We start from the raw sequence: 22,340 nt of genomic DNA on the forward strand, positions 1-22,340 counted from the left end.
GATGAAAATATAGCGCTAATTGGACTTAACGCGTTATTTCAGGCTATTAGTCTAGTCTTTAGGTTCGCCTATTGGCCTTTAATTTCACTGCGACCTTTGTAAGGTGCTGGTGTGCCTAGTTCAGCCAATTCTGCTTCGATGCGAAGTAATTGGTTGTACTTAGAAACACGATCAGAACGGCATAGTGAGCCTGTCTTGATTTGACCGGCTGCTGTACCCACTGCTAAATCTGCAATCGTTGCATCTTCAGTTTCGCCAGAACGGTGAGAGATAACTGCCGTGAAGCCTGCATCTTTCGCCATCTTTATCGCGCTTAAGGTTTCAGTTAATGAACCAATTTGGTTGAATTTGATAAGGATTGAGTTACCCACACCATTTTCAATACCACGAGATAGGATCTTAGTGTTGGTTACGAATAAATCGTCGCCTACTAGCTGTACTTTATCACCAAGGATTTTAGTTAGGTAAGCCCAACCGTCCCAATCGCTCTCGTCCAAACCATCTTCGATAGAAAGGATTGGGTATTGAGCAGCAAGGTCAGCTAAGTAATCACTGAAACCATTTGAGTCGAAAGACTTGCTTTCGCCACTTAGTACGTATTGGCCATTTTTATAGAATTCAGAGGCTGCGCAATCAAGTGCTAAGGTAACATCCGTACCCATTTTGTAACCCGCGTTTTCAACGGCTTCAACAATGACAGACAATGCTTCAGCATTCGATGTTAAGTTAGGTGCAAAACCACCTTCGTCACCTACAGCGGTATTCAAACCTTTAGCAGACAATACTTTTTTCAAGCTATGGAAAATTTCAGCACCTGTGCGCAAGGCTTCGGTGAATGAAGGCGCGCCAACTGGCTGAACCATAAACTCTTGAATATCGACGTTGTTATCAGCATGTTCGCCACCGTTGATGATGTTCATCATTGGTACTGGCATTGAATAAACACCAGGAGTGCCGTTCAAGTTTGCGATGTGCACATATAAGGGAATTTTTTGGCTGATAGCTTCTGCTTTTGCAACGGCAAGTGATACTGCCAAAATAGCGTTCGCGCCAAGTACTTCTTTGTTTTCAGTACCGTCTAAGTCAATCATGATTTGATCAACGTTGGCTTGGTCGTCAGCATCAACACCTAGTAATACGGGCGCTATTTTGTCATTGATTGCGGCAACGGCTTTCAATACACCTTTACCTAAATAACGCGATTTGTCGCCATCACGCAATTCTAAGGCTTCTCTTGAACCAGTTGATGCACCTGAAGGAGCACAAGCACGCCCCATAGCACCACATTCCAAATAAACATCTGCTTCAACCGTTGGATTTCCGCGTGAATCCATAATTTCGCGACCTACAATGCGAGAAATATTCGCCATCTTTGTTCCTTTTATTTGTTGTTGGTACTTGTTTAAATTTGTTGTTTATACTCTTTTACCGTCATTCTTGCCTCACGGTCATTCTTGCGAAGGCAAGAACCTCCCACTACTCACGCCGTTCTTACATGTGCAGTCCCTTGATGGAGATTACTGCCTCCGCAGTAATGACAATAAGATCACTACTTATTCTTCATATACTCACCCGCGGCAGCGATAAACCCTGTGAACAAGGGGTGTCCGTCGCGCGGAGTTGAGTTGAATTCAGGGTGAAATTGGCCTGCTACAAACCAAGGGTGATCTTCAATTTCGATCACTTCAACTAAGGCTTTATCAGTCGATAAACCACTTACTTTCAAACCGGCTTTTTCAATTTCACCACGTAAGTTGTTGTTTACTTCATAACGATGACGGTGGCGTTCAAAAATTTCGGTGCTGCCATACATGCTTTCAACTTTACTGCCTTTCGCTAGGTGACAAAGTTGACTACCCAAACGCATAGTACCACCTAAATCATCGGAAACATCTCGGATCTCTTTGCCGCCGTCGGCGTCTAACCATTCTGTTATCAAACCTACAACTGGGAATGGTGTATCAGGATCGAATTCTGTGCTGTTGGCATTTTCCATGCCCGCGACATTACGAGCGAATTCTATATAAGCCACTTGCATGCCTAAACAAATACCTAAATAAGGCACATCATTTTCACGTGCATATTTCGCTGCAGCAATTTTACCTTCAATACCGCGCTCACCGAATCCGCCAGGAACAAGGATTGCGTCTAGGTCATGAAGAATATGAATACCTTTGCTTTCGACATCTTGCGAGTCGATGTGTTTAATATTCACGGTCAGTCTATTTTTCAGACCAGCATGTTTTAAAGCTTCATTTACTGATTTGTATGCGTCAGGTAACTCAACATACTTACCGACCATGCCAATATTGACTTCGCCTGTAGGGTTCGATTCAGCATAAAGCACTTGTTCCCATTCTGCCAAATCGGCTTCTGGGCAGTCATATCCAAAACGCTTCACGACTAATTCATCCATACCTTGCGCTTTCAAGGCCGCTGGAATTTTGTAGATGCTGCTTGCATCGCGCAGTGAAATAACCGCTTTCTCGTTAACGTTTGTAAACAAGGCTATTTTCGCACGCTCATTGCTTGGCAGTGGCACTTCAGAACGACAAACTAAGATGTCAGGCATAATACCCACAGAGCGCAATTCTTTTACAGAATGCTGGGTTGGTTTTGTTTTGGTTTCGCCTGATGCAGCTAGATAAGGTACGAGTGTAAGGTGCATGTACATGGCATGCTCGCGCCCCACTTCGGTTCCTAACTGACGGATAGCTTCAATGAAAGGTTGTGATTCAATATCACCTACAGTGCCGCCAATTTCAACGATAGCGACATCGTTTCCTTCCGCGCCAGCAATAATGCGGCGTTTAATCTCATTGGTAATGTGCGGTATTACCTGAATAGTGGCGCCCAAGTAATCGCCACGACGTTCGCGTTTAATGACTTCTTCATAGACGCGACCGGTTGTGAAGTTGTTACGTTTGGTCATGCGGGTGCGAATGAAGCGCTCGTAGTGACCTAAATCCAAATCGGTTTCTGCACCATCGTCGGTGACAAACACCTCACCATGTTGAATTGGGCTCATCGTGCCTGGGTCAACATTAATGTAAGGGTCGAGTTTGAGCATGGTGACCTTAAGGCCTCGTGCTTCAAGAATGGCGGCTAAGGATGCTGCTGCAATACCTTTACCTAGTGATGAAACAACACCACCGGTGACGAAAATATAATTTGTCATGCAAAACCTAAGATACTTGGGTTGAACGGAATCTTTTAAAAGTCCATTTTGTATAAGCTGTTTTTCGGAACACAAATGACGGGCTGGATAGGTTTATTGGTAAACGATATTCAAATATATAAGCGCTTAAAATTAAACTGTTATCGAGGGCCGAATCATGGTTCCTCAAGCACATTGAAGGCGTGCTTTGATGGGCGGATAGTATACTAAAAAACTACCCGTAGAGTAAATGAAAATTGTGTGGGATTAGTAATAAATCTGTTGCTTAAGGGCACCATAGCTTCAAATGGATAAGCTGAATGCATTGTGAGTGCATTCAGCAATGATAAGTGGCGTCCATTATTGCTTGTCTACATGTACTGTTTTAATGATTTAAGTTCTCACTTAAGTAAACTGATAGCTACTATTGTGGATACCCACTATTGTTGATAACGAATTTTACCACCCACTACCGTCATGACAGTTTCAGAGTCCAAAATCTCTGCTTCAGGAATTGTCATCCAGTCTCGATCAAAAATAGTCAAATCAGCATATTTGCCCACTTCAATTGAGCCACGAATGTTTTCTTGAAACGCACCATATGCAGGCCAGATCGTAAACATTTTGAGTGCTGACTCTCGACTCACCGCCAGCTCTGGATGCCAACCATCATCAGAACTGCCATCCAATCTTTTGCGCGCAATGGCGGCATAAAACTCAATTCGAGGGTCACCTAACTCAACGGGAGCATCCGAGCCGCCTAATATTATTAAGCCACGCTCGATAAGTTGTTGCCACGGATAAGCATAAGCCAGCCTATCTGAACCCAATCGGTCGGGAGCGAAATTAAGATCGCCAATGCCGTGGCTAGGTTGCATCGATGGCAAAACGCCTAAGTTAATTAAACGTGTTTGCTCTTCAGGTGGAATAATTTGTGCGTGTTCAAGGCGCCATCTCGGTTCTTCAACTGCACGTTGGTCCTTTGGTACATCATTAAATGCTTCTTCGTACCAATCTAAGACTTTTTGTACTGCGCGATCACCAATAACATGCGTTTCAATCTGAATACCTTCACGTAAGGCTTTGCGTAAAATAGGTTCAAGCTCAGCTTTTGTCGTGCGATTCATAAATCCGTTGTGAGGCGCATCGGCGTAGTTTTCTAATAAAGCAGCACCGCGAGAACCCAAGGTACCATCGATATAGACCTTAATGCCTCTCAAATCAAACATATTGTCTTCAGTAACCTGGCGGCCTTGCGCAAACATCTTGCTTGATTCTTTTACATTTGCCGCAGCGTAAATGCGCGTTGCCATATCACCTTCTTGGTGAATTTCTTTCATAATCTCGACATTTATGAAAGGCATACCGGCGTCTTGAGTACCAGTCCAACCTAAACTCGCGTTGTGTTTCATTCCTTGTACTAAACTATCTTTAATATACCCATGAGTTTTGGGAGGAATGAGCTCACGAAAAATCTCCATAGCCGTCGCTAGGACATAGCCCGTCGGGACACCATTAGCATCTCTCTCAAATTTGCCACCAATAGGATCTGGAGAGTCTTTATTTATACCAGCGAGTGCCAGCGCTTTAGAATTTACCAAAGCCGATACGCCATCCGCACGAGGCATAAAGAGCGGTTTATTTGCAGTGAAAGCGTCAACGTCATAGCGCGTAAGGAAGCGTTGTTCGTCCGTCCACTCTCGTTCAATCCAACCTCTGCCTTGTACCCATTGACCTGCGGGGACTGTATTCGCGAATTCCTCGATAGCTTCGACGGTTTGTTGCAAACTTGGGATACCAAACAAACTCAAGGTTTTCGGGCGTTGTCCTACACCTTCAACATGTTGATGACTGTCGGTAAAGCCTGCATAAACATAATTGCCGGACATGTCTATTATCTTCGCATCACCGCATAGGTAGCTAGACACATCTGAATTGGAGCCAACAAATATAATCTTGTCTCCCAGCACAGCCAGCGCTTCTGCTTTAGGTTGTGCCTCATTTACTGTGTAGATTGTTGTATTATGCATTACTAAATCAGCGGCTTTGCATTCCTTTGTGTTTTGAGACGCAAGTTCATCGACTTGACCACACGCAGTTAAAAATAGCGTGAGGCTCAATACACTGACCATATTTGAGGTGATTTTTTTCAAGTTAGTTTCCTTCTTACTTGTGTAGAAAGGGAGCGCTAAATATTGCTTTAATCACAATAGCTTACTCTTTATTTAGTTCTGATTTCTAGTCTTTTAGGGATGAAATGTGTAGGTTTTTCGCTTTGAATTGATGAGATTGGTTTGTTGCAATATTGTTTAAGAAATCTAAAAATCTAAAAATCTAAAAATCTAGAAATCGGGAAATCAAGCAATCAAGCAATCAAGCAATCAAGCACTCAAGCACTCAAGCACTCAAGCACTCAAACACTCAATCAAGCAATCAATCAAGCAATCAAACACTCAATCAAGCAATCAAACACTCAATCAAGCAAGCAAGCAATCAAACACTCAATCAAGCAATCAAACACTCAATCAAGCAATCAAACACTGAAGCAATTAACCAATCAACCAATCGACATATCAAGCAATCAACATGTCACTTTTACTTAACTTCTTTTCGCCACTGATAAAGTAAGGCTAAAGCCTCCCGTGGAGTTAGATCATCAATGTCGATTTGTTTGATCTTTTCTTCTAACCAATGCTCTGAATCTGAAGCCTCAAACGCCATGCTCAGTTGTGTTTCGGCTCTTGCTTTTGCGACGGCTTCACTTTCCGCTTGTTTAATTTCGCTGCTCGTGGAAGCCGATTTTTCAGCATCCGCATTAACCACATCCAGTAACTCTAATTCAGCTAGTTTACGCTTCGCCGAATCAATCACCGCTTTTGGCACGCCAGCGAGCTTCGCTACTTGCAAGCCATAACTCTTGCTCGCGGCACCTTGCTGAACTTGATGCATAAAGCGAATTTCATCATTGTGTTCAACTGCACTTAAATGCACGTTCGTAATGGTATGAATGCTGTCTGATAAACTCGTTAGTTCGAAATAATGGGTGGCGAAAAGGGTGAAAGCATTCAATTTTTCCGACAACCATTGTGCACAAGACCAAGCTAAACTTAAGCCATCGTAGGTGCTGGTGCCACGGCCAATTTCGTCCATGAGTACAAGACTATTTGCCGTTGCATTATTGAGAATGTTAGCTGTTTCCGTCATTTCGACCATGAAGGTTGAGCGACCAGATGCTAAATCGTCTGCGGCACCAATACGAGTAAAGATGCGGTCGATGGGGCCAATCTGCGCTTCTTGCGCTGGTACATAACAGCCTACATACGCGAGTAAGACAATCAGCGCGGTTTGTCGCATATATGTCGATTTACCGCCCATGTTTGGTCCGGTGATCATTAGCATTCGCGTTTTATCATCCATGAACAATGGATTCGCGATGAACGGTGAGTTCATCACTTCTTCAACTACCAAATGCCTACCTTCGCTGTATTTGATGGTGTTCTCTTCAACGAGCTGTGGACGCTGTAGATTCAAGGTGTCGGCACGCTCAGCGAAATTAGCCAGTACATCTAGTGTTGCTAAGGCGACGGCACTCTGCATTAAGCTTGGTAATTCAGGCGCAATATCATCAAAAAGCGCTTCGTAGAGTTTCTTTTCTAAGGCTAAAGCCTTGCTTTGGCTCGTCAGGACTTTGTCTTCGTGGGCCTTAAGTTCTGGAATAATGTATCGTTCATTGTTCTTGAGAGTTTGGCGGCGCACATAATCAGCGGGAATTTTATCGCTATTGGCGCGACTTACTTCAATGAAGAAGCCATGCACGCGATTGTAGTTTACTTTGAGAGTTGGAATTCCCGTGCGTTCACGTTCTTTAATTTCCAATTGATCAAGAAAGTCTGTTGCGCCTTTTGAAAGCGCACGCAATTCATCGAGTTCCTCAGAATAGCCTTCCGCAATCACGCCACCGTCGCGCAAAACAACAGGTGGGTTGTCAATAATCGCTTGGTTCAGTAGTTCAGCAACACGTGGGTATTCGCCAATATCATTACTGAACACTTTGAATGAATCATGCTCCGACGAAGGAATAGAGTCTCGCAACCATTGCTGCAGATCAGGAAGAATATTCAAGGCTTCTTTTAAGCGTGAAAAGTCTCTCGGGCGCGCAGAACGCAATGCCATGCGAGCAAGGATCCTTTCGATATCGCCAATTTGTTTTAAGTGGTCTTGCAGCATGGAATAATCATGTCGCTGCACATCCGAAATCGTATTTTGCCTGAATAACAACATTGCTTTGTTCGTGATGGGGCGGTGCAACCAACGCTGCAGTAAACGACTTCCCATTGCTGTTGAGGTGTTGTTCAGCACGGAGTAAAGCGTGTTTTCAGTGCTGCCAGATAAGGTTCTTGTTAGTTCTAAATTTTGCTGAGTGGCCGCATCCATTAACACCGATTCATCGGCACGGTATTGGCTGATTTTGCGTAAATGAGGCAGGGCAGTGCGTTGTGTTTCTTGCACATATTGCAATACGCAACCTGCCGCACCAATTGCGACGGCACTACTATTAATGCCAAAACCATCAAGTTCTTTTGTGCCGAATTGTGTGTTGAGTTTGAGGTTCGCAGTATCGATATCATATTCCCACTGCGGACGCCGGCGTAAACCTTTACACTTTTCTATTAAGTGAAAGAACGAGCATTGCTCAGGGTAAAGAATTTCCGCTGGTTGAATGCGTTGAAGTTCAGCTTGAAAGGCTTCATCACTGTGCGCATCGAAGATCATGAATTGTCCGCTAGTAATATCTATCGTTGCCAAGCCATACACATCTTTCACTTTGGTAATGGCTAATAGAACAGAGTCTTTTGATTCCTCTAATAAAGCTTCATCGGTCACTGTACCGGGTGTCACAATGCGCTGAACCGCACGTTCGACAGGGCCCTTACTTGTTGCAGGATCGCCAATTTGTTCACAAATCGCTACCGATTCGCCCATTTTAACGAGTTTAGCTAAGTAGTTTTCAGCTGCATGATAAGGCACGCCGGCCATAGGGATGGGTTCGCCGCCTGATTTTCCGCGCGCAGTGAGAGAGATATTAAGCAGGTTTGACGCTTTTTTCGCATCGTCAAAAAACAATTCATAAAAGTCGCCCATGCGATAAAACAGCAAGATATCGGGATGATCTGCTTTTATCTTTAAATACTGCGTCATCATTGGCGTGTTAGCCGGTGAGCTCGCTTTCGCTTTATTATTTTTATTGTTTGGCATGCTTTTTAAACAGGTTTCTATTGTGACAGCTTCAGCTTGTCTTTAATATGTGGTGCCATTGTAATGAAAACCACAGGGATATAAATAGACTTTGCAAAACTTAAGTGCAAAAAATGTGGGATCTCTCGCTCGCTCTTTAGGGGCAGACTTATTAGCCGCAAACAAGAAAGTTGCGTCGGTTGAGTCATGTACAGGCGGTGGCGTTGCTTATGCTATTACAGAAGTGGCTGGCTCGTCACAGTGGTTTGAGAAGTCATGGGTGACTTATTCAAACCAAGCCAAACATGAAGAAGTGGGCGTTAAATTAGACACATTGGCTAAATTTGGCGCGGTATCGTCGGAAGTTGTGCGTGAAATGGCTGAAGGTGGTTTGCATAAAAGCGGCGCGGATCTTTGTGTTTCAATTAGTGGGATAGCAGGGCCAGGCGGCGGAAGCCCTTCAAAACCTGTTGGCTTGGTTTGGTTTGCGATTGCGATGCTTGAAGTGAAACCTGAAGACGAAGAGACTGCTGTTTTAAAAAGCAGTGCTGTAATCAAAGATGATGCTTTGCTAGACGACAGTTCCTTACTCAAGGACAATGTCTCTCCCCAAGAAAGTAGCGCTTTCAAAGGAAAAGCAGTTCTTAAAGAAACTCCAGCTTTTAAAGATAATTCTACACTTAACGAAAAGACTATCATCAAAGACAACATAACTTATTCAGTGACCACACGTTGTTTTTCCAGATGTTTTAGTGGTGACAGACAACAAGTAAGAGAACAAGCAATACATCTCGCCCTAAAAGAACTGATCGTCAGTCTAGTTAACTCCTAATCTTTTTTTCGTTAGAATTCGTTATAACTACTGTATAAGACCTATTTTTCTACAGTGGTTTTCAGTTTGCTAACGATTATTTAAATCCGATTTCAAACAAAAAACATTATAATTTCAGTATCTTAAAAATATTTTTAAATTGCCTGTTGAAACTGTATGGTTATACAGTATACTTGCGATATAAATGATTAGGTGTGTTGGTTTAGCTCCATTTAAAAAGTGGATTTTCGGCAAAGACAACTAATGAAAACAAAGTTTGGTGAGTGTTGTATTTGCTAAACAAATAACAGTGAACAAATTATTAGTAAGGTGAGTAATCACTGCACTAACCAAACAAAATTGACGACACCTAGGAGCGATGGCCATGTTAAAAAAATCAGCTGAAAAACAAAAAAAGACAGCACCAGCAAGAAGAACCGGTAACGAGGACAAAGGCATGAACGAAAATAAGAACCGCGCATTAGACGCTGCTCTAGGTCAAATTGAAAAGCAATTCGGTAAAGGCGCAATTATGCGTTTAGGTGACAACCAAGCATTAGATATTGAATCGATATCAACAGGTTCACTTACTATCGATATTGCCTTAGGCATAGGCGGCTTGCCTTGTGGCCGTGTTGTTGAGATTTATGGTCCTGAGTCTTCGGGTAAAACAACCCTTACATTACAAGTTATCGCTGAAGCTCAAAAGAAAGGCAAAACTTGTGCTTTCGTAGATGCAGAGCATGCTCTTGACCCCGTTTATGCTGAGAAACTCGGCGTGAACATTGACGAGTTACTCGTGTCACAGCCTGATACCGGTGAACAAGCATTAGAAATTTGTGACATGTTAGTGCGTTCAAACGCGGTTGACGTCGTTATTGTCGACTCAGTAGCGGCACTTACACCACGAGCTGAAATTGAAGGCGACATGGGTGATTCACACGTTGGTTTGCAAGCTCGCTTAATGTCTCAAGCATTACGTAAACTAACCGCAAACATCAAACGTTCAAACACATTAGTTATCTTCATTAACCAAATTCGTATGAAAATTGGTGTGATGTTTGGTAACCCAGAAACGACAACAGGCGGTAACGCACTTAAGTTCTACGCATCTGTACGTTTAGATATTCGTCGCATCGGCGCAATCAAAGATGGCGATGAAGTGGTCGGTAACGAAACTCGGGTGAAGGTAGTGAAAAACAAAGTCGCGCCTCCATTCAAACAAGCCGAATTCCAGATCATGTACGGCGCTGGTATTTCGAAAGAAGCTGAACTTATCGACTTAGGCGTTAAGCAAAAGCTAGTTGAAAAAGCAGGTGCTTGGTACAGCTACAATGGCGAACGTATCGGTCAAGGTAAAGCAAACGTAGTTAAATACTTAAAAGAGCACGTTGAAATGGCTCAAGAAATTGAAGGTTTAATACGTGCCGAACTGCTCATGCCCAAGACTAAAAAAGTTGAAGAAGAAGCGCTTGCAGAAGCGGCGGAAGCTGAAGCAGACGAGTAAGTAGATTTTAGCGCTGCCCTCTAGTGGGTATTTAATGGCTGACTTGTTCAGCCATTTTTTTTGCTTTCTTCCAGACTCATTAATCTCCCGGCATGACCGCAACGCCACGTTATAACTAAAACCCCCCGTCATAACTACAACCCCCCGTCATAACTGCAACTCTACGTCATGACTACAACCCGACGTCATGTCTGCGAAGGCAGTCATCTCCCACTAGTCATTCCCATCAGGTCAACATACCCGTCATGACTGCGAAGGCAGTCATCTCCCACTAGTCATTCCCATCAGGTCAACATACCCGTCATGTCTGCGAAGGCAGTCATCTCCCAATTAAACACATAAGGTATCAGTTTATAGTTTACAGTCTGAATCATCAGACCAAATAAATGTGACATATATCGTGGTTTTAAGTAGGATTTGCTTCCATTATTGAAAATGTCTGTTTGTGATAGGGAAGTATGCATCCATGAAAAAAGTTCTTTGTGTATTTGGTACTCGACCTGAGGCCATTAAAATGGCGCCTTTGGTCAAATACCTAGAAGCCGATCCCAACTTCGATTTAAAGGTATGTGTTACGGCCCAGCATAGAGAAATGCTCGATCAAGTGCTTGAGTTGTTTGATATTCATCCCGACTACGACCTGGACCTAATGAAGCACAAGCAGACTTTAAACGATGTTACTGCAAAGATATTGGTACAATTAAAACCAGTGCTTACCGAATTCAAACCTGATGTTGTGCTTGTTCATGGCGATACCGCTACTACATTTGCGACAAGTTTGGCAGCGTACTATGAACAGATTGCTGTAGGTCATGTTGAAGCCGGCTTGCGAACAGGCAATATTTATTCACCTTGGCCTGAAGAGGCTAACAGAAAACTCACTGGTGCAATAACCACATATCATTTCGCACCCACTAAAGAATCAGAAGCTAACTTGTTGCGTGAAAACTTCAGCAAAGATGCGATTACGGTTACAGGTAATACGGTAATTGATGCTCTCTTATTAGTTCGAGAGAAACTCAAAAATGACCTTGAGTTACAAACTGAGATGGCGAAGAAGTTTGCGTTTTTAGATGATTCAAAGAAACTTATCCTGGTTACAGGTCACAGACGAGAAAACTTCGGTGATGGCTTTGAGAATATTTGTAAAGCCTTGGCGAAAGTAGCGACTGATCATGACGACGTAGAAATTTTATACCCAGTACACTTAAACCCCGCAGTTTCTGAGCCGGTCAATAGGTTGTTATCTGGTATAAGCAACATCAAATTAATCGACCCACAACAATACTTAGAGTTTGTGTATCTGATGGATCGCAGTAACATTATCTTAACTGACTCAGGTGGTATTCAAGAAGAAGCGCCATCACTGGGTAAACCAGTATTGGTAATGCGGGATACAACCGAACGCCCTGAAGCAGTATCGGCTGGTACTGTAAAGTTAGTGGGTACGGATGCGAATAAGATTTACAGTGAATTAGAACGCCTATTAACTGACGAAAAAGCTTACAAAGAAATGAGTATTGCTCATAATCCATATGGTGATGGGCAAGCATGCAAAAGAATCGCGGAACAATTATTGAAGGAAGCAAAGTAAATGTCATTTGAAACAATATCTGTCATTGGTCTGGGTTATATCGGCTTACCCACAGCTGCCATGTTCGCAGCGAGCGGAAAAAAGGTCATTGGCGTAGATGTTAATCAGCATGCTGTTGATACAATAAATCGCGGTGAAATCCACATAGTGGAACCCGGGTTAGGAGAGATTGTTTCTAAAGCGGTCAGTGACGGTAAACTTATCGCATTTACAGAGCCTCAAGCTGCGGATGCTTTCTTAATCGCCGTTCCTACACCTTTCTTAAAAACAGACTCCTCCGTTCCAGTTCCTGATGTTAGTTACATCATGAAAGCTTGTTTAGCTATTGCACCTGTATTGAAGAAAGGTGACTTGGTAATTCTGGAATCAACTTCCCCTGTAGGCGCAACAGAAAAAGTAACGGAATGGCTAGCAGAGTTGCGACCTGAGCTGACTTTTCCAAAACACGGTGACGAAACTGCTGATGTGAATGTCGCTCATTGTCCTGAACGTGTGCTACCAGGAAAAGTAATCGAAGAGCTAGTTTCTAACGATAGAGTTATCGGTGGTATCACGCCAACCTGTTCAAAGCGTGCAGTCGAGTTGTACAAGACCTTTGTGAAAGGGGATTGCATTATTACTAATGCTAGAACAGCTGAAATGGCGAAGCTAACCGAGAACGCTTCAAGAGACGTGAGCATCGCGTTTGCTAATGAATTATCGATGATTTGTGACGAAGCTGGTATTAATGTGTGGGAGTTAATCTCCCTAGCTAATCTGCATCCTCGTGTAAATATATTGCAACCCGGCCCAGGTGTTGGCGGGCACTGTATCGCTGTTGATCCTTGGTTCATTGTGAGCAAATCGCCCGTAACGGCAAGATTAATTAAATCTGCGCGTGAAATTAATGACAGCAAGCCAAAGTGGGTGGTTCAGAAAGTGAAGCAAGCTGCGGGTGAAATGCTGCTTGAAAATGTCGCTGCGGCGAAGTCCAAAGTCACTATTGCTTGCTATGGTTTGGCATTTAAACCTGATATTGATGATTTAAGAGAGAGCCCCTCATTAACGATTGCGAAATTGATTTCGACTTTGGGTGATATTAATTGTGTATGCGTTGAACCAAATATCAGTTTAGATACAAAGCTTGATGGCATAAACCTAGTCTCACTCGATACAGCATTGCAAGATGCTGATATTCACGTGATGCTGGTCGATCATAAAGAATTCAAGAGTATCGCGAAACCGAATGGAAAAATTATTGATACAAAAGGGGTTTGGGAAGGGTACACACCGGCAAACTAAATTCGTTGCATGCATTACGCTTGACTTAGTGAATTGATTTATCTGGCTTTTTTGGTCTATTAGTAATGTGCTATAGACGCAATAAGAAAGCTTAAGTCAGCAGTCACAACTGACCCTTGTGACTACTCCTTAAAATCCACCTTATTATGCACATTCGACCACGAGTCAGGAAATTTGCCCTGTAACACGTATGAAAAAGCAATCAACTCCGCAATAACATGGTAAAGCTGCTCAGGAATTTCTTGGCCTAAATCCATTCTGGCTAACAAGTCACTTAGATAAGGGTCCTCATGGATCATGACACCGCTTTCTTTTGCTAGGGCTACAATCTCATCAGCTAAATCACCAAAGCCCTTAGCAATCACCGTAGGGGAATCGTTCTCAGCCGTATTGTATTTTAGGCCAACGGCCTTTTTAATATCATCGCTCATGTCAATATTTCCCTATACTTGAGTTTCGAACACTTGATAGTGTTCGCTTTTGAGTTGCTTGGGGATTTTACCGAGCTGACAGGATTTATCTGTTAAATTGATACCTAAAGCTGATAGTCGGCGCTGCAAGAAAGGCAGCATGTCTAAGGCTTTGTTTCTTAGCTCAGTAGTGGACGTATACAACTGCAACTTAATTTCATCTTCCGTTAACTGAGTTTTTGCTAACATTTGACCTAAAGGGCCCACGTCTAACTTCATTGTTAAATACCATGACGAAACGCCTGCTTCATTTGGCTTACTCTCGTTTTCCCTTGTTTCTCGCTTCACCAATAACTCAATATCATCCGCATTTTTGCTGAAGGTGTTAGGAAGCGCATAGTAGAGTTGGTCTTGTCCCTGCAAGGAAGATTCGATACTTTTGAGTTTATGATGTTGGTGACTAAATAACATTTTTGCCACTTCAGCAGACAGCGTATGTTTTGCATCAAACTGCCTGAAGTCCTGCATGAGTTTGGAGCTTGTGGTTTTTTGAATGCCGGGCACCACGCTCTTGATAACATCGGGTATCTGATCCTGCAGTTTACTCGCCTGCTTATTCGACTGTCGCTGAAGTTGCGTAGCCAAACTCACTTGCAACAGCGTCACTAAGCCAGATAAAAAACCACTCGCCGCAGTCGGTGACAATGCGTTAATCGGCGCGTTGTTTAATGGCGCTCCTATAAGTTGCTGAATGCTTCTCGCATCGATGGGCGCTGTCGGTGTTGTTGCCGCAGGTAGTAGTTCTCGTATATTCCTCAATAAGGTTTGTGTCTCGTTGCCAAGCGCTTCAATGTCGCCTTCATTACTCAAGGCATTCAATATATTAGTTAGGGTCTGAGTTTGCGTGGCCGTTTGGCTCGAAGTTTGTTTAATTAGCGCCTGTACTTGATTCTTTAAAGCATCAAGATTCAGTTTGGCATTACCAGCTGCGTTAGCTTCTGATGATGTACTAATGAATTTAGTCAGTTGCTCTAGAAGCGCATTCGTTTTAAAGTTTTGAATACTTTGTTGCTCACTTGCTGCCACTGAGCTAGGATTTGCACCCACTGTATTCGGGTTTGTTACTGAATCTTTGGCAACTAAATTACCCACTTGTTGTGCAATTAATTCAGCACGACTGGCGATAAAGCCTTGTTTGGCAATATTTGTGGAGACCGCATCTGCAATATTCGCTCGAGTAGCGGGAGAATTACTTACCTTTGCAGCAGCGTCGCTAATGGCTTGATTGTTTGCTGTTTGAGTTAGCGTATTTTGCGCTCCTCTTGCTTGAGCACCTGTTAATTGCGCTCCTCTTGCTTGAGCACCTGTTAATTGTGCTCGATCAGGCGCCGCTGTATCTGAACTCTGCTTTAGATCAACCTTCGCAATTAGTGCACGCACCTGACTCGTATTCAATTCAACCGATGATTTATTGAGATTTCCCACAACGGATAACTTCAAAGAATTATTGTTGCCCACACTCTCAATGACTAATGCAACTTGAGACGCCCCTGTTGTATTCACTTTAGCTAGAGCAGCTTGCAATGAAGCAACCAATGTTTTTGGCAGTTCTGCTAACTTTGCATCTGTTAGCGGAATGATCGCTTGCGTTAAGTTGGGTACGGTATTCTTGGCTGAAGCATTAGCTTGGATATTCACCTGAGTCCCTTGCAAATTACCCGCTAACTGTTGATTAGCTGCAAGCTGCTGCAAAATAACTGAACTGATTAACTTGGGCGGCAATGCAGCGTTATTTAACTGACTTAATTGTGCACTAAACTGGATGGTAGAGCTGGCGATGTTTTGACCTTGAGCATTGGTTTTGCTCAAGGAAACAATCTTGGCTTGCTTATCACTCACATCTATCGCTATGTTTACCTTTGTATTGATATTTAAGGCGCTCGCTTGAGCTTTACTTAAGGTGATTTGCGCTTGCTGTGGCGGCAGGTTAGAACCCGGCAAAGTAAAACTAACAGAAACTTGATTCGCAGAAATTGCGGTAATTCGCCCAGAGACATTAATAATGGGTTTGCCACTGAAGCTAACTTCACCTGCGGCAGTTGCTTTACTTACCAGTGAGTTCAATTGGTTGTCATTCACGTTTACTTTGGTGTTCGCTAGAACTTGAGATTGACTGCTTAGCGCTGCACTTGGCCTGTTGGATAGTGCTAAGGGTATTAATGCGTAAGTGTTCGGTTTATTTGGAATGCCGACGAGCTCGAACGATTGACCAGTTTTCACATTGCCTAAATTACGCAGTGCACTCGCAGGGAGTTCTACAGATTGCTTATTTTGAGGGTTCGTCAAGGTGACTGTTTTGCTATTCACCTGACTTACAACAACGCTTGCGGCCACATTATTTAGTGGTTGTGGCGTGTTCGCGCTGGTATTATTTTTTACAGCAGTAACCTCTGACCCTCGAGTCAGTGAACTTAGTTGATTAAGCGTTACAGTAGTAATTTCAGCCATATATCTAATTATCGGCAGAGCCTTTGAAAAAGCAATGCTTTGTTTGAGTGTATTTTTTGAGGTAAGTTTAGTTTTGGAGGGAATGGTTGGAGATTACTGCCTTCGCAGTAACGACGGTGAAGGCTTCGCAGTAAATACGGTGGAGGCTTCGCAGTAAAGACGATGGTGCCTTCGCATTAAAGATGATGGGAGGTTTTTTATTCACAAACGAGCAGCAATAATGTGAAATTCTATGGTAATATCCCGTTGATAATTAACTAAATTTGAGTATCCCTATTTGAGTGTTTTGTCCGCGCAACAAGTGGCCTGCGAAAAAAGTGACCGCCAGTTGTTTTCCGATATCAATATTGAACTTCACCCAGGCCAATTGCTTTATGTCACAGGCGAAAATGGCGCGGGTAAAACAAGCTTACTGAGAATACTCGTGGGTTTGAGTTCGCCATCATCTGGTCATATTGAAATTAACGGGCACGATGTTCAAAAAGAACTCCCTTTCGCCTCTGAAAGTTTGCTTTATTTCGGGCATAAGCAAGGTATTAGTCAACTCCTAACGGCGACCGAAAACTTACGATTTTGGTGCCAACAGCATGGTGTTGAGGCAGACCAAACGTCGATTCATTCAATCCTAGCTGAATTAGGTTTAACAGGCTTAGAAGATATTGCCTTGAAAAACCTCTCTGCAGGTCAGCAGCGCCGGGTGTCATTGGCGAAGCTATGGCTGAAAAGTGATGCAAAGCTATGGGTACTTGATGAGCCCTTTACGGCTTTGGACGTGCATCTCATATCCGAGCTTGAAAACAAAATGGCGTCGTTCTTGACGAGCGGCGGTGCAATTATCATGACCTCCCATCAAGCGTTGAATATTGATTATCCCATGACGAACTTACATTTGGAGTATTCATGGTAGCCTTGAAGTCAGTATTCCTAAAAGACTTAGCCTTAGCCTATCGCCAACGCGCTGAGTTGATGCAACCATTAATGTTCTTCGTGCTAGTCATTACTTTATTCCCACTCGCCATTGGACCCAGCCCAGAAACTCTGCAAAGGATTGGTGGCGGTGTGGTTTGGGTGGCCGCGATATTGTCACTTTTGCTAGGCATGGAAAGAATGTTTCGAGATGACTTTGCGGATGGCAGTTTAGAGCAATATATTCTGTCGCCAACGCCTCTTTACATGATTGTCGTGGTGAAAGTGCTCACTCACTGGCTAATGCATATTGTGCCTTTGTTTCTGATTTCGCCGCTGCTCGCATTGTTCTTAAATCTCACCTTCGATATGTACGTAGCGCTTATGCTGACCTTGCTCTTAGGTACGCCTTTGATTAGCTTTGTGGGCGCTATTGGTGTTGCGCTGACAGTCGGTTTGCACAGAGGTGGCGTGCTTTTAGCTTTGTTATTAATTCCGATTTTCATCCCGTTACTAATTTTTGCCACTTCAGCCATAGAATCGGCATCAATGTTATTACCTTATCATCCGCAACTTGCTATTATCGCGGCACTACTCCTGTTTTCAGTGGCCTTGTCTCCAATGGCAATCGCATATTCATTAAAAGTGAGTCAAAATTAATGTGGAAGTGGATTAACTCATTCGCAAAACCTGAGAAAGCCTATTGGCTTTGTGATGTATTGCAAAGCTGGTTCGCCGGTGTCGCTATTGTTAGCCTGATTGTTGGCATCATTTGGGGCTTGGGCTACGCACCCTCAGATTATCAACAGGGCGATTCATTCCGAATCATCTACATACATGTACCCAGTGCCATTCTTGCGATGGGTGCCTATGTAGCTATGGCAATTGGTGCATTGGTTGGCATCGTTTGGCAGTGGCGCACGGCATTTATGTTTATGATCGCCATCGCGCCAGTAGGTGCGGTGATGACCTTTATTTCCTTGTTCACAGGTTCTTTTTGGGGCAAACCCATGTGGGGAACATGGTGGATATGGGATGCGCGACTTACTTCCCAACTCATTTTGTTATTTCTTTATCTTGGTGTTATTTCTCTTTACACCGCGTTTGAAGACAAACAGCAGGCAGGTAAAGCGGCGGGTGTCATGGCTATGGTCGGTGTGATTAATATTCCTATTATTCATTACTCGGTCGAATGGTGGAACACCTTGCATCAAGGTGCGACTATCACGAAAATTGGTAAACCTTCCATTGCACCAGAAATGTTGTGGCCATTGTTAATTTGTATTCTAGGCTTTGCAGCCTTTATTGGCTGGACAACCATTATTCGTATGAAGAACGAAATTATATTACGCGATTTACATCGTCCGTGGGTTGCCGAGAAGTTTGGTGGCTTAGAGCTTGATTCCTCAGAGACAGACAACTCAGAAAAAGACAGCTCAAAATTGGGAGGGAAATAGTAGTGATTTTCCAGTTTGAAAGCATGAGTGATTTTTTCAATATGGGCGGCTATGCATTCTTCGTATGGGCCTCATTTATCTGCACATTCGTTTGTATGGCCGCGCTATTAATTCAAAGTATGTTTGTGAGCAAAAAAATTAAACAAGGCGTACAAAAAGAGAAAGCGCGAGCTCAGCGAATAATGGCGGCACGAGCGGCTCGAAAACTAAAGCAGCAAGAAAAGCTGAAAGCACAAGATTCAAGCAAATTAGAGAACCCAGAGGTAAGCAATGAACCCAAGACGTAAGCAGCGTTTGGTCGCAGTTACAAGCATTGGTATATTACTCGTCGCAGCAGTTGGCTTTATGCTATATGCATTGCAAGATTCAATAGATGTATTTTATACGCCGACAGAAATCATAGAAGGTAAGGCTAAAACGGGACAGAAGCCCGTTATTGGTCAACGTTTGAGAATTGGTGGTTTGGTCGTGCCGGGTTCGGTTTCCCGCGATGAAGAAACATTGGCTGTTAGCTTTGATTTAATGGATACGGGTCCAATCGTTACTGTGCAATTTAACGGTAGCTTGCCCGATCTATTTCGTGAAGGGCAGGGCATTGTTGCTACTGGCGTTTTACAAGAAGGTAACCTCATTGTTGCCCATGAAGTATTGGCGAAGCATGATGAAGAATATATGCCGCCAGAACTAGCGGAGCAGCTTAAAGGCATTAAACACGTTAAACCTGAGCAGGCTAATTACTGATGATCCCAGAGTTAGGTAATATCGCGCTAATCATTGCATTAGCACTTTCCATTTTACTCGCTGTTTATCCCTTATGGGGAGCACACATTCACAACCAAACGATGATGCGAATGGGACGCCCATTAGCGTTTGGTTTATTCCTATTTACTGCTTTTGCTTACGGCTGCTTAACCTATTCGTTCGCAGTGGATGATTTTAGCGTGCAATACGTTGCACAAAACTCCAATAGTGCATTGCCTATTTATTATAAAATCACTGCTGTGTGGGGCGGCCATGAAGGCAGCTTCCTTTTGTGGTGTTTGATATTTGCTGTGTGGACTTGTGCCGTCGCCTTGTTTTCGAAAGGCATACCGCAAGCGATGATTGCGCGGGTGCTCTCAGTTTTAGGCATGGTGAGTATCGGTTTTTACTTATTCATGCTGTTAACATCGAATCCATTCGATAGCCTTCTACCATTCTTCCCAGTCGATGGACGAGACTTGAATCCATTGCTGCAAGACTTCGGCATGATCATTCATCCGCCAATGCTCTACATGGGCTACGTGGGTTTTTCTGTCGCTTTTGCTTTCGCAATTGCGGCCTTGATCGGTGGTCAGCTAGACTCGACCTGGGCAAGATGGTCACGCCCTTGGACTATCGCTGCTTGGAGCTTCCTCACTATCGGTATCGCACTTGGTAGTTGGTGGGCATATTACGAGCTTGGTTGGGGCGGCTGGTGGTTCTGGGATCCAGTTGAAAACGCATCCTTCATGCCATGGTTAGTGGGCACTGCATTAATGCACAGCTTAGCAGTGACTGAAAAACGTAAAGTGTTTAAGTCGTGGACAGTACTATTAGCCATTTCTGCATTTTCTCTAAGCTTACTAGGTACTTTCTTAGTGCGCTCTGGTGTGCTGGTATCGGTGCATTCCTTTGCTAGCGACCCATCACGCGGCTTATTCATCTTAGGCTTGCTAGTGATCGTCATTGGCGGCTCACTATTGCTTTATGCGCTACGTGCATCACAACTCAAAAGTGTCGGACGTTATGAAATGTTCTCACGTGAGATGATGCTAATGGGCAATAACGTGTTGCTGTGTGCGGCGACAATCGTTGTTCTCCTTGGCACATTGTTACCCCTCGTGCACAAAGAACTCGGTATGGGAACCATCTCAATTGGTGCACCATTCTTCAATCAAATGTTTACTTTGCTGATTGTTCCTTTTGTCTTATTCATGGCGATAGGTCCCTTATCGCGTTGGAAGAAGCAGGCGCCAAGTGCCTTGCGTAATCAATTGCTAATAGGCGCAGTGTTGGCTGTTTCCGCAGGTGTACTTCTTAACTTCACTTACGACGAAGCTACTTACATGGGCATGCTTGGTATGGTGATGAGTATGTGGATTTTGATAGCGACAGTGTTGGAAGTGCGCCAACGTGTTGTTTCGAATACGCGTTCAGAGCCTGTTCTAGCATCGCTACGCAAACTGACACCTAGTCATTGGGGAATGGTGCTTGGGCATGTAGGATTTGCAGTCACACTCATTGGTATCACCTTAGTAAGTAATTACGAAGTTGAACGTGATGTGCGCATGAATGCAGGAGATACCGTATCAATCGCAGATTATACCGTTAAATTTACGGGTGTTAAAGAGATTGATGGCCCTAACTACAGTGCAGAGCGCGGCATTTTTGACGTATATAAAAATGATGAATTTGTGAATCACCTTGAACCTGAAAAACGCTTTTATCCTGTTCAACGTATGTCTATGACCGAAGCGGGTATTCACACAACGCTTACCCGAGATTTATTCGTTGCTTTAGGCGAGCCACTTTCGAATGGCGCATGGGCAGTGCGTTTATACTATAAGCCCTTTGTTGTCTGGATTTGGGGCGGGGCAGTGATAATGTGCATAGGCGGTATATTATCGATCAGCGACAAGCGCTACAGAATTAAGAAAATGGCGAAATGGAAAAACCTTGAGCCAAATGAATCTAGCTTGGGTAAAGACGCACCATCTGCTGTTGCTACTAAATTAACAGGAGAGCACGGTTCATGAAACGTTTGACCTGGTTTGTGCTGCCTTTAGTTTTGTTCTTAGGTTTAACCATTTTCTTATTTCAGGGTTTGTTCTCAGACCCGAGAGAGCGCGATTCAACTGCAATAGAAAAATCGTTTCCACAATTTAAATTACCCGATCTTATGGATGAGTCAGTCATGTATGACAATTCTGTATTTGAAGGCAAGGTGACTTTGGTTAATGTGTGGGGTGTTTGGTGCGTTACTTGTGCAATAGAGCTACCCTACTTAGAGAGCCTCAAAGACCAAGGTTATCGCATCGTGGGTCTGTACTATGATCAAGACTTAGACCCAGATTTTGGCACGAAAACCATCGAACGAGTGCGCACTGAAGTTGTTTCAACCTTGAGTAAATTCGGCGATCCATACGCCTTTAATATTTTTGACGTGTATCGTGATACCTCACTAGATTTAGGGGTAACCGGCGCGCCAGAAACTTTCCTTGTTGATCAGAATGGCGTTATTCGTGTGCACCATTTAGGCGATTTAAACCCTCGCGTTTGGAAGAATAAGTTCGCGCCAGTCTTAGCGGAAATTGGATTAGAATCGGCGTCAGCGATGACGTCTAACGAGTCTGCAATCGCAGAAGGTGGCGTGCAATGAGAATCGCTTCGATAAATGTATCGCTTTTTTTTACACTGGCACTTCTTATTGGATTTAGCTCAATTGTTGTTGCG

The 22,340-nt window shown here is 43.6% G+C and carries 17 protein-coding genes; 11 read left to right on the forward strand and 6 right to left on the reverse strand.

What is annotated here, in order from left to right; translation table 11 throughout:
* Nucleotides 1–68: 68 nt before the first annotated feature.
* From eno to mutS, 4 genes are all read right to left on the reverse strand, one after another.
* The gene (gene eno, locus ACKLNX_RS05070) at nt 69–1,370 is read right to left on the reverse strand and encodes a phosphopyruvate hydratase (RefSeq protein ID WP_412971484.1); all 1,302 of its coding nucleotides are present in this window, start codon (nt 1,368–1,370) and stop codon (nt 69–71) included.
* Between the two features lie 179 nt (nt 1,371–1,549).
* Nucleotides 1,550–3,178, reverse strand: coding sequence for a CTP synthase (locus ACKLNX_RS05075; RefSeq protein ID WP_412971485.1), 1,629 nt, complete (start codon nt 3,176–3,178; stop codon nt 1,550–1,552).
* A gap of 419 nt (nt 3,179–3,597) precedes the next feature.
* Nucleotides 3,598–5,310: an amidohydrolase gene (locus tag ACKLNX_RS05080; protein ID WP_412971486.1), complete on the reverse strand. Its 1,713-nt coding sequence runs from the start codon at nt 5,308–5,310 to the stop codon at nt 3,598–3,600.
* Nucleotides 5,311–5,752: 442 nt separating this feature from the next.
* The gene (mutS, locus tag ACKLNX_RS05085; protein WP_412971487.1) at nt 5,753–8,413 is read right to left on the reverse strand and encodes a DNA mismatch repair protein MutS; all 2,661 of its coding nucleotides are present in this window, start codon (nt 8,411–8,413) and stop codon (nt 5,753–5,755) included.
* 91 nt (nt 8,414–8,504) lie between these two features.
* On the opposite strand from mutS, the gene ACKLNX_RS05090 reads away from it, so the two are divergent.
* From ACKLNX_RS05090 to wecC, 4 genes are all read left to right on the forward strand, one after another.
* On the forward strand, nt 8,505–9,224 hold the full coding sequence (locus tag ACKLNX_RS05090; RefSeq protein ID WP_412971488.1) for a CinA family protein: 720 nt from the start codon (nt 8,505–8,507) through the stop codon (nt 9,222–9,224).
* Nucleotides 9,225–9,660: 436 nt separating this feature from the next.
* On the forward strand, nt 9,661–10,710 hold the full coding sequence (recA, locus tag ACKLNX_RS05095; RefSeq protein WP_412971553.1) for a recombinase RecA: 1,050 nt from the start codon (nt 9,661–9,663) through the stop codon (nt 10,708–10,710).
* Between the two features lie 466 nt (nt 10,711–11,176).
* On the forward strand, nt 11,177–12,304 hold the full coding sequence (wecB, locus tag ACKLNX_RS05100) for a non-hydrolyzing UDP-N-acetylglucosamine 2-epimerase (protein ID WP_412971489.1): 1,128 nt from the start codon (nt 11,177–11,179) through the stop codon (nt 12,302–12,304).
* Entirely contained in the window at nt 12,305–13,585 is a 1,281-nt protein-coding gene (gene wecC, locus ACKLNX_RS05105; RefSeq protein ID WP_412971490.1) for a UDP-N-acetyl-D-mannosamine dehydrogenase, read from the forward strand. It abuts the gene before it with no gap.
* Between the two features lie 122 nt (nt 13,586–13,707).
* Here the strand turns inward: wecC and ACKLNX_RS05110 are convergent, their stop codons facing one another.
* Together ACKLNX_RS05110 and ACKLNX_RS05115 are read right to left on the reverse strand one after the other, a co-directional pair.
* Complete coding sequence (locus tag ACKLNX_RS05110) at nt 13,708–14,016, reverse strand: EscU/YscU/HrcU family type III secretion system export apparatus switch protein (RefSeq protein WP_411692967.1); 309 nt, start codon at nt 14,014–14,016, stop codon at nt 13,708–13,710.
* 12 nt (nt 14,017–14,028) lie between these two features.
* On the reverse strand, nt 14,029–16,503 hold the full coding sequence (locus tag ACKLNX_RS05115; RefSeq protein ID WP_412971491.1) for a flagellar hook-length control protein FliK: 2,475 nt from the start codon (nt 16,501–16,503) through the stop codon (nt 14,029–14,031).
* A gap of 277 nt (nt 16,504–16,780) precedes the next feature.
* Between ACKLNX_RS05115 and ccmA the strand changes: the two genes are divergently transcribed.
* The 7 genes from ccmA to ACKLNX_RS05150 are packed head-to-tail and all read left to right on the forward strand — an operon-like array spanning nt 16,781 to nt 22,266.
* Nucleotides 16,781–17,410: a cytochrome c biogenesis heme-transporting ATPase CcmA gene (gene ccmA / locus ACKLNX_RS05120; protein WP_412971492.1), complete on the forward strand. Its 630-nt coding sequence runs from the start codon at nt 16,781–16,783 to the stop codon at nt 17,408–17,410.
* Complete coding sequence (gene ccmB / locus ACKLNX_RS05125; RefSeq protein WP_412971493.1) at nt 17,404–18,069, forward strand: heme exporter protein CcmB; 666 nt, start codon at nt 17,404–17,406, stop codon at nt 18,067–18,069. Before ccmA ends, ccmB begins: the two co-directional genes overlap by 7 nt.
* Nucleotides 18,069–18,866 carry a heme ABC transporter permease gene (locus ACKLNX_RS05130; RefSeq protein WP_412971494.1) on the forward strand — a complete coding sequence of 266 codons (798 nt, stop codon included), beginning with the start codon at nt 18,069–18,071 and terminating at the stop codon, nt 18,864–18,866. Before ccmB ends, ACKLNX_RS05130 begins: the two co-directional genes overlap by 1 nt.
* Before the next feature lie 2 nt (nt 18,867–18,868).
* Nucleotides 18,869–19,153, forward strand: a complete 285-nt coding sequence (gene ccmD / locus ACKLNX_RS05135; protein WP_412971495.1) for a heme exporter protein CcmD — start codon at nt 18,869–18,871, stop codon at nt 19,151–19,153.
* The gene (gene ccmE / locus ACKLNX_RS05140; RefSeq protein ID WP_412971496.1) at nt 19,137–19,607 is read left to right on the forward strand and encodes a cytochrome c maturation protein CcmE; all 471 of its coding nucleotides are present in this window, start codon (nt 19,137–19,139) and stop codon (nt 19,605–19,607) included. Before ccmD ends, ccmE begins: the two co-directional genes overlap by 17 nt.
* Entirely contained in the window at nt 19,607–21,643 is a 2,037-nt protein-coding gene (locus tag ACKLNX_RS05145; protein WP_412971497.1) for a heme lyase CcmF/NrfE family subunit, read from the forward strand. The genes ccmE and ACKLNX_RS05145 overlap by 1 nt, the downstream gene beginning before the upstream one ends.
* Nucleotides 21,640–22,266, forward strand: a complete 627-nt coding sequence (locus ACKLNX_RS05150; RefSeq protein ID WP_412971498.1) for a redoxin family protein — start codon at nt 21,640–21,642, stop codon at nt 22,264–22,266. Before ACKLNX_RS05145 ends, ACKLNX_RS05150 begins: the two co-directional genes overlap by 4 nt.
* Nucleotides 22,267–22,340 lie beyond the last annotated feature (74 nt).

It is taken from the genome of Glaciecola sp. MF2-115 (genome assembly GCF_047250385.1).
Classification (GTDB): Bacteria; Pseudomonadota; Gammaproteobacteria; order Enterobacterales; family Alteromonadaceae; genus Glaciecola.